Here is a 7,539-nt window from a genome sequence, read left to right as displayed (position 1 = left end):
CGGCGCGTCGTCGCTGACGAAGGCGGGGGCCGGCAACGTGGCCCACGGCCTCCAGCTCGGCAGCGACCTCACCGGGATCGACCTGCCCGGCCTGCTGGCGCGGCTCGGCTCGGCGTCGACCCCGGCCGGCAACGGTGCCGCATCCGTCGACGGGAAGGCCGTCGAGAGCCGCTGACGCCATCGTGGTCGGTCAACCGCATCGACCAGAAGACGGCTCCCGCCACCGGTGAGGTGACGGGAGCCGTCGGCTCAGGAAACGTGACCGAATCAGGCGGGAGGCGCCGGAACGGTGTGACCGGCGAACTCTCCGGCCGATGCGACTGACACACCACCTGGCGGAACCTGACGCTGGTACACCCGCGTGGCGTCGCTGAAGTTCCGGTAGACGATCATCCACCCGTTGCCGCTGCTGTTGACGATCGGGCTGACAGTCGGATCGGTTGCGGCCGGGTCGCTGTAGTCCGGATTGACGCGCGCCCAGTCACCCCAGCTACCCGAGCCGGCGGATGCCTCGAAGACCCGGTAGATGCCGTTCCAGTTGGAGGACCATGTACCGCTGAGGTCCTGCTGCTTCACCACCACGGAGCCGTCAGCGGCACGGGCGAAGATGGCCGTACGGTAACCGGGGTGGACGAGCGCGGCAGGAGCACCGGTAACGGTGCCCCCGAGATCTGTCCAGGACGACGACAAGGACCCGTCGTTGGCGTAGACAGTGGTCTTGACCGAACCGGCAGCGGTGGTGCCGATGATCCGCAGGCCAGTGTCGATGTTCACCGCCGTGACCGAACCCACCAGGCCGGCGCTGCCCAGGCTCGCCCACCGAGGGCTGCTGTCCGACTGCCGGTAGTGCCAGAGCCGGCCGTCGACGTCGACGCCGAAGATGACACTCGTGCCGTCGGTGAGCATGGCTGCCGTCGGCGGGCCGGCCATCGATCCACCGATGGTGGCGATCGGTCCCCAGGTCGCCGCGCCCTCGGCGGTCTGGCTGCCGGCCCAGATGGTGGCGTTGGTGTGCCGGACGGTCACCTGGACGGGCTTGCCGCCGGGCTGATTCAGCGCCGGTTGCCCGGTAAGAGCCTCCAAACCGGAAGCGGGGTTCCACTGGATGCTGGAGAAGTCGTCCGGGTTGCTCTGGTGACCGATCCGCAGTCGCCCAGAGTTGTCCACGAAGGCGTACTCGATGGTTCCGACGGCGGTACCGGCCGGCTTGGCCTGGAGCACCGAAGTTCGGGAGTACGTGGCGATCGGCAGGGGGGTCACCGGGTCGGCGAACCAGCCCTGGAGATCGACCATCAGATGCACGGTGCCGCTTGAGGTGTTGCGGAAGCGCACCTTCCCCTCGGAGTTGACCTGTGCTACTACGAGGCTGGATCGCGCCGACTCACCAGAGTTGAATTGAAGTGCCGGGCCGAGAATAGGGGGATCCGTACCAAAGGAACCCTCTGCGACGCTAAAGGCCCCGCTTGCGGCAGGCCGGACAGCTGTGGCGTTCAGGACAACGCCAGCAACACCTCGGACCGGCAGCCCATTAGTGCCGCCGACAGCGACATCAACACTGGCACCGGCCGCGATCGGCGCCCCATTACCGATGCTGCGGGTGTCGATCAGCCGGCTGGCATCCACCGCGCGCAGGCCGGCCCCCGTCGTCGGGCTGTCGGTGAAGTATCCCTGCACCGTGATGACGACATCGATCGCCGAACCAGCGTTGACGAGCTGAACGACGTGGCTGCCGTCTCCCTTGAGCTTCACACTCACTGCCATCGAGGTGTTGCCGGCCCGATAATCAATGCCAGTGGCGGAAAGACTGTCCGAACCGATGGTCAACCAGCCGCCAGACGTCGCGCCGATGACGGCCACGTCCACCAGCACCGCCTTGGCAGTGCTCGGCAGCGCGAATGACCCCCCGCTGGGCTTGCGTTGCCCCAAGGTGACACTCCGAGTTTCGCCGCTCGCCAGTTTCCGCGGTAGCCCCCAGAACCTGTGGCGGGTATCGGTCATCACCATGTGATCCATCGCCACGAAGCCGGAACCGATTCCGCCGGTGTTGGTCGTGAAATAGCCCTGCACGTCCAACTTCAGGTTGACCTTGCCGGCTTGGTTGTGTAGGGCGATCTTGCCGTTCGCCCCGACCTTCACCACCACCGAATTCGAGATGACCTCACCGGTTGAGGCGTTCAGCGATGAGGCGGCTGGCCTCGTGGCCTGGTCCGGGTAGACAGTCACAAAAGTGTTGACCGTCGGGCTGATCGCCGTCACGTCGACCAAGAGCGCGCTGACCCCGTTGGCTGGCACACCGCCGACTCCGAGAGCACTGACAGTGGCCACGGTATCTGCGTCCCGAGGGCCGGTGTAGCCCCCAGTACCGCTGCGGGTGTCCAGCAGCACGGTTTGGTTGATTGGGACGTAGTCGCCGCCCTTACCTGCGGCGTCGGCATGGACCGTCCCAGCTGGAACGACTACTGTTCCGACGGCCATAAGGAGAAGGACTGCCAGTAGCCTTACCACTGCCGTTCGATTACTGACCCGATAATGCAACGGTACCGCCTCTCGTAAGTTTGGACCGAGCTCCCACCCCCCGATGTTGGAACAGGGTGGGGTCGAACGGCATGAAGTCGTGAATTGCCACCTCAATGCCTGAACATTGGCCCCGCCCAGCCAGGTGTGAGCAACGGCAGGACAGGGAGCAGCACGCCGAATGATTGGCGCAGAACAGCAGTTCCGGCACCCGACGGTGCGGCAAGACAAACGGAACTGGGGAAAGAGGGGCTAGGCGAAACCCCCGCCGACGATCACGGCTTCAGCGTGATGCGCGATCGCAAACAGACCAGGAAGGCAAGAGATTCGAGATGAACCCCGCGCATGCTCCGTGGCAGCGGCCAGATGATTGCCCTCGCGATTGGGCCGGCCAGCAAGATTCCAGCGCGTAGATGGTCATGCGTCACACCCCCGTGTGCTGCTCATCATCAATGTGCCGCTGTACATTCGCAGCGCAGACGACTCACTGTCAAGAGGTGGTTCCAGGGTGTAGGCAATGCCCGAAATGACCTGGGATAGTTACGGTGGGTCACCGATAGCTGGAGCGACGCCACAAGGCGCATCTGAGTCGATCAACCCGAGCCGACCGGCGGCTCAACCGATGATGCCCTCGGCGCGGGCCCAGCGCAGCAGTTCCGCCTCGGCGGCGTCGCGGTCCAGCGGGCCGCGTTCGAGGCGCTGCTCCTTGAGGTGCTTCCACGCCCGGCCGACCACCGGCCCCGGCGGTACGCCGAGCAGCTCCATGATCGCGTTGCCGTCCAGGTCGGGTCGGACCCGCGCCAGGTCCTCCTCGGCGGCGATCCGGGCGATCCGGTCCTCCAGCGCGTCGTAGTCGGCCGCGAGCTGGGCGGCCTTGCGCCGGTTGCGGGTGGTGCAGTCCGAGCGGGTCAGCTTGTGCAGGCGGGGAAGCAGGTCACCGGCATCGGCGACGTAGCGGCGCACCGCCGAGTCGGTCCACTCGCCCCGCCCGTACCCGTAGAAGCGCAGGTGCAGCGCGACAAGCGCGGTCACCTTCGCGGTGACCTCCTTCGGGTACCGCATCGCCTTCATCCGGGCCTTGGTCAGCCGCGCGCCGACCACCTCGTGGTGGTGGAAGCTGACCCGACCGTCGGACCCGACCGCCTTCGTCGCCGGCTTGCCGACGTCGTGCAGGAGGGCGGCCATCCGCAGGATGAAGTCGCAGCCCTCCTCCTCGTAGGAGACCGCGTTCTCGACGACCGTCAACGTGTGCTCGTAGACGTCCTTGTGCTGCGCGTGCTCGTCGATCTCCAGCTTCAGACCGGTCAGCTCCGGCAGGAACCGCTCGGCCAGCCCGGTGTCCACCAGCAGCCGCAGCCCGGTGATCGGGTCCGCGCCGCAGAGCAGCTTGGTGAACTCGTCGCGGACCCGCTCGGCGGTGATCCGGTCCAGGTCGGCGGCCATCTCGGTCATCGCCAGATGCACGTCCGGGTGCACCGCGAACCGCAGCTGGGCGGCGAACCGGGCGGCCCGCAGCATCCGCAGCGGGTCGTCGCCGAACGACTCACCCGGCGTGCTCGGGGTACGGATCACCTTGGCCGAGAGGTCGGCCAGCCCGCCGTGCGGGTCGGTGAACCGGTGGTCCGGCAGGCTGACCGCCATCGCGTTGATCGTGAAGTCGCGCCGCTTCAGGTCCTCGTCGAGGCTGGTGCCGTACACCACCACCGGGTTGCGGCTGACCTGGTCGTACGACTCCGCGCGGAACGTGGTGATCTCCAGCCGGAGGCCGTCGCGCTGAGCACCGATGGTGCCGAACTCCCGACCGGTCTCCCAGATCGACTCGGCCCAGCCCTTGATGATCCGCAGGGTCTCGTCCGGGTGCGCGTCGGTGCAGAAGTCGAGGTCGTCCCCGAGCCGACCGAGGAGGGCATCCCGCACCGAACCCCCCACCAGGTGCAGTTCGTGACCGGCGCGGACGAAGCGGCGGCCCAACTCGTCGGCGACCGGGGACACCCGGAGCAGTTCGGCGACGGCGTTGCGCTGCGCGGCGGTGAGTTCGCGGCGGTCGGCGGCATGAGGAGCGGAGGCTTCGGACATGGGATCGCCAGCTTATCGGGCCGGGGTGTGATCCGATCCGCCGGGCGCGGGTAACGGGTGGGGGTTGACTATGGTCTGTGGCGTGCGGGTCGGTGTCCGACCCGACGTACCCCTGGGAGGCTGGAGATGAGCGGCGGGCTCTACCGCAGCGCCAACGCCGCGAACGACGGCGGGGCCGGAACCCGTCCCGGGGACGGTGCCACCTTCATCTCCGCCGAACCGCTGAACCAACCGGCCATGGAGTCGACAGCGCCGCCGCAGGAGCAGGTGGGCGAGGCGAGCGCCGCGACCAACAGTGCGGTGATGGCGATCGGCAGCCTGGTCAGCCGGGGTACTGGTTTCCTACGCAACCTGGTGATCGGCGCGGCGCTCGGCGGCGCGCTGGTCGGTGACGCGTACACCACCGCGCAGATCCTCCCGGGGATGGTCTACGAGTTCCTGCTCGGTGGCGTCCTCACCAGCGTGCTGATCCCGGTGCTGGTGCGACGGCGCAAGATCGACAGAGATGGCGGACAGGCATACGCGCAGCGACTGCTCACCCTGGCGGTGCTCGCGCTTGGCGCGGCGGCCCTGCTCGCACTCCTGTTGGCATCGCCGCTGACCTGGCTTTACGGGGGCGAGGAATCGGCTGACGGCTACTCCGGTCTGGTCACGGGGCTGGCCCGGCTGATGCTGCCGATGATCTTCTTCTCGGGGTTGAGCGCGCTGATCAGCGCGGTGCTCAATACCCGGGGGCACTTCGCCGCCCCGATGTGGGCGCCGATCCTCAACAACCTCGTGGTGATCGGCACCGCCGGTCTCTACATCGCGATCTTCGGTGCGGAGATCGTCAAGCCGGAGGACATGACCACTGGGCGGGTTCTGCTGATCGGCGGCGGCACCCTGCTAGGCGTGGCCATCCAGGCGATGGGTCTGCTGCCCGCCCTGCGCAAGGTCGGCTTCCGCTGGAAGCTTCGCTTCGACTTCCGCGAGCTGGGGCTACGCGAGCTGGGCCGGCTCGGAGCCTGGATGATCTGCTATGTCGCGGTGAGCCAGGTCGGGCTGATCGTGCTGTTCAACCTGCTGAACCGGGCCGGTAAGGAGAACGCCGCCGGCCCGCTGATCTACAACAACGTGTTCCTGCTGCTGATGACCGCGCACGGCATCATCGCCGTCTCGATCATCACGGCGCTGATGCCCAGGATGAGCGCGGCCGCCGCCGACGGCCGGTACGCCGACCTCGCCGCCGACCTCTCCCGGGGTACCCGCACGGTCACGGCGGTGCTCGCCCCGATCGCGGTCTGCTACGCCGTCCTCGCCACCCCGATCGCGTTCACACTGTTCCGGTTCGGCGCGTTCAACGAGGACAACGCCACAGCCACCTCGGTGGTGCTGCTCGCCGCGGCGCTGGCGCTGGTTCCGTTCGCGGTGAGCCAACTCTTCACCTTCGCCTTCTACGCGTTGCCGGACACCCGCACCCCCGCCCTGATCAACATTCCGGTGGTGGCGCTGCGGATCGGCGTGCAGATCGTGCTCTTCGTGGCTTTCTCGGCGAGCTTCGCCGGCGCCGGCATGATGATCGGCAACACGGTCTCCTACCTGGCCGCGGCGATCGGCTCCGCCTGGCTGCTCCGACCGCGGGTTGGCCGCATCGGTCTCGGCGAGATCATGCGGACCGGCGGCAGGGTGGCAGTGGCGGCGCTCGGTTCGGCAGTGGTCGGCCTCCTGGTGGTGAAGCTGCTGCCCGGCGACGACACCCCGAGCCGCCTGCAGGCGATCGTCCAGCTCGTGATCGGCGGGGCGGTGATCGGCGGGACCTACCTGGGTCTGGCCATGGTGCTGCGGATCGGGGAGATCACCGAGGTGGTCGGGATGGTTCGCCGCCGCCTCGGTCGCTGAACGCCAGCACCTGATTACAACAAGTTGGCACTCATACGGACCGTGACCGCGGATCACCAGGCTGGGGATGCTTCTGTGGATAACTCCGCGATTCGCCGGTCAACCACCGCTTCAGCCTGTGGATAACCAACCGTACGGCTGAGCGTGGCGAACCGATCGGTGGGAACGTACGAGGCAGCGCGAGCGCCAGGCCGGCCCAGCCCCGGCTTCGGTCACTTGCGGTGAAGCCGTAGATTAGCTAGTACATGTGCCAGCAACGTGGCTGACAACGGTCGTAACCGGACGACTTCTCCGACTGCCGGAACCCCGCCAGTTACAGCGGGAAGATGACATGTCGGAGAGACGGGCAACCCGGGTAAGGTCGCTCTCGACGGGTACGGCAGGGGCCGACGCTGGGCGTCGACACCGGTCGGCCGGTTCCTTCAACGGCAGAGCGGGAAGCCACATGCCCAGCAGTTCGGGTTCATCGATCGACACGATCACCGAGGGAGGACGGGTGACCCAGGTCGGCGAGGGTCAGGAGGCGGACGAAAGCGCTCCTCCGGTCATGACCTTCGGTGCTCCCACGGCCGGTGAAGTCCTCGCCGAGCGGTACGAACTGGTTGAGCACATCAACAACGACAGTGCGGGTCGGCTGGTCTGGCGCGGGGTCGACGTCATCCTGCGCCGTCCCGTTGCCGTGGTGCTGCGCTACCCGGGCGGTGACTCCGCCACCGAGATGCTTCAGGCCGCCGTCGCAGCCAGCCGGGTCATCCACCCCAACCTGGTCGGCGTCTACGACGCGATCGACGAGGCCGACCGGGCGTACGTGGTGCGCGAGTGGGTCGACGGGCAGTCCCTGCGGGATCTGACCACCGACGGCCCCCTGGATCCGGCTCGGGCCACCGCCATCGGCAACGCCGTCGCGAGCGCGCTCGCCGCTGTGCACGCCACCGGCATGGTGCACGGCAACGTCCACCCCGGCACCGTCATGATCAGTGACGAGGGCCGCGTGGTCCTGGCCGATGCCCGCACCGACGGCGCCGACAGCCAGGAGAACGACATCCGGGCGGTCGGCGGCATCCTCTACTT

Annotated in this window: 4 protein-coding genes and 1 pseudogene; 3 read left to right on the top strand and 2 right to left on the bottom strand. The window is 67.6% G+C overall.

Annotated features, from left to right (window positions below):
* Positions 1-175 (top strand): annotated as a pseudogene (locus KBX53_RS36350) (flotillin family protein); the annotation flags it as partial.
* Positions 176-267: 92 nt separating this feature from the next.
* Here the strand turns inward: KBX53_RS36350 and KBX53_RS15605 are convergent.
* Together KBX53_RS15605 and KBX53_RS15600 are read right to left on the bottom strand one after the other, a co-directional pair.
* Complete coding sequence (locus KBX53_RS15605; protein ID WP_210860028.1) at positions 268-2,385, bottom strand: hypothetical protein; 2,118 nt, start codon at positions 2,383-2,385, stop codon at positions 268-270.
* Positions 2,386-3,129: 744 nt separating this feature from the next.
* Positions 3,130-4,590, bottom strand: coding sequence for a CCA tRNA nucleotidyltransferase (locus KBX53_RS15600; protein ID WP_030331836.1), 1,461 nt, complete (start codon positions 4,588-4,590; stop codon positions 3,130-3,132).
* Positions 4,591-4,716: 126 nt separating this feature from the next.
* On the opposite strand from KBX53_RS15600, the gene murJ reads away from it, so the two are divergent.
* Together murJ and KBX53_RS15590 are read left to right on the top strand one after the other, a co-directional pair.
* Positions 4,717-6,468, top strand: coding sequence for a murein biosynthesis integral membrane protein MurJ (gene murJ / locus KBX53_RS15595; protein WP_210860025.1), 1,752 nt, complete (start codon positions 4,717-4,719; stop codon positions 6,466-6,468).
* A gap of 445 nt (positions 6,469-6,913) precedes the next feature.
* Positions 6,914-7,539 (top strand): protein kinase family protein (locus KBX53_RS15590; protein ID WP_210860023.1); only part of this gene is annotated, 626 nt, incomplete at its 3' end.

Origin of the sequence: Micromonospora sp. M51 (genome assembly GCF_018070305.1) — a bacterium.
GTDB lineage: Bacteria > Actinomycetota > Actinomycetes > Mycobacteriales > Micromonosporaceae > Micromonospora > Micromonospora parva.
This window is presented reverse-complemented; position numbering and strand designations above follow the sequence as displayed.

Excerpts from the sequence above, each read along its gene's own strand:
- murJ (WP_210860025.1), top strand. The coding sequence starts at position 4,717 with ATGAGCGGCGGGCTCTACCGCAGCGCCAACGCCGCGAACGACGGCGGG.
- KBX53_RS15600 (WP_030331836.1), bottom strand. The coding sequence starts at position 4,590 with ATGTCCGAAGCCTCCGCTCCTCATGCCGCCGACCGCCGCGAACTCACC.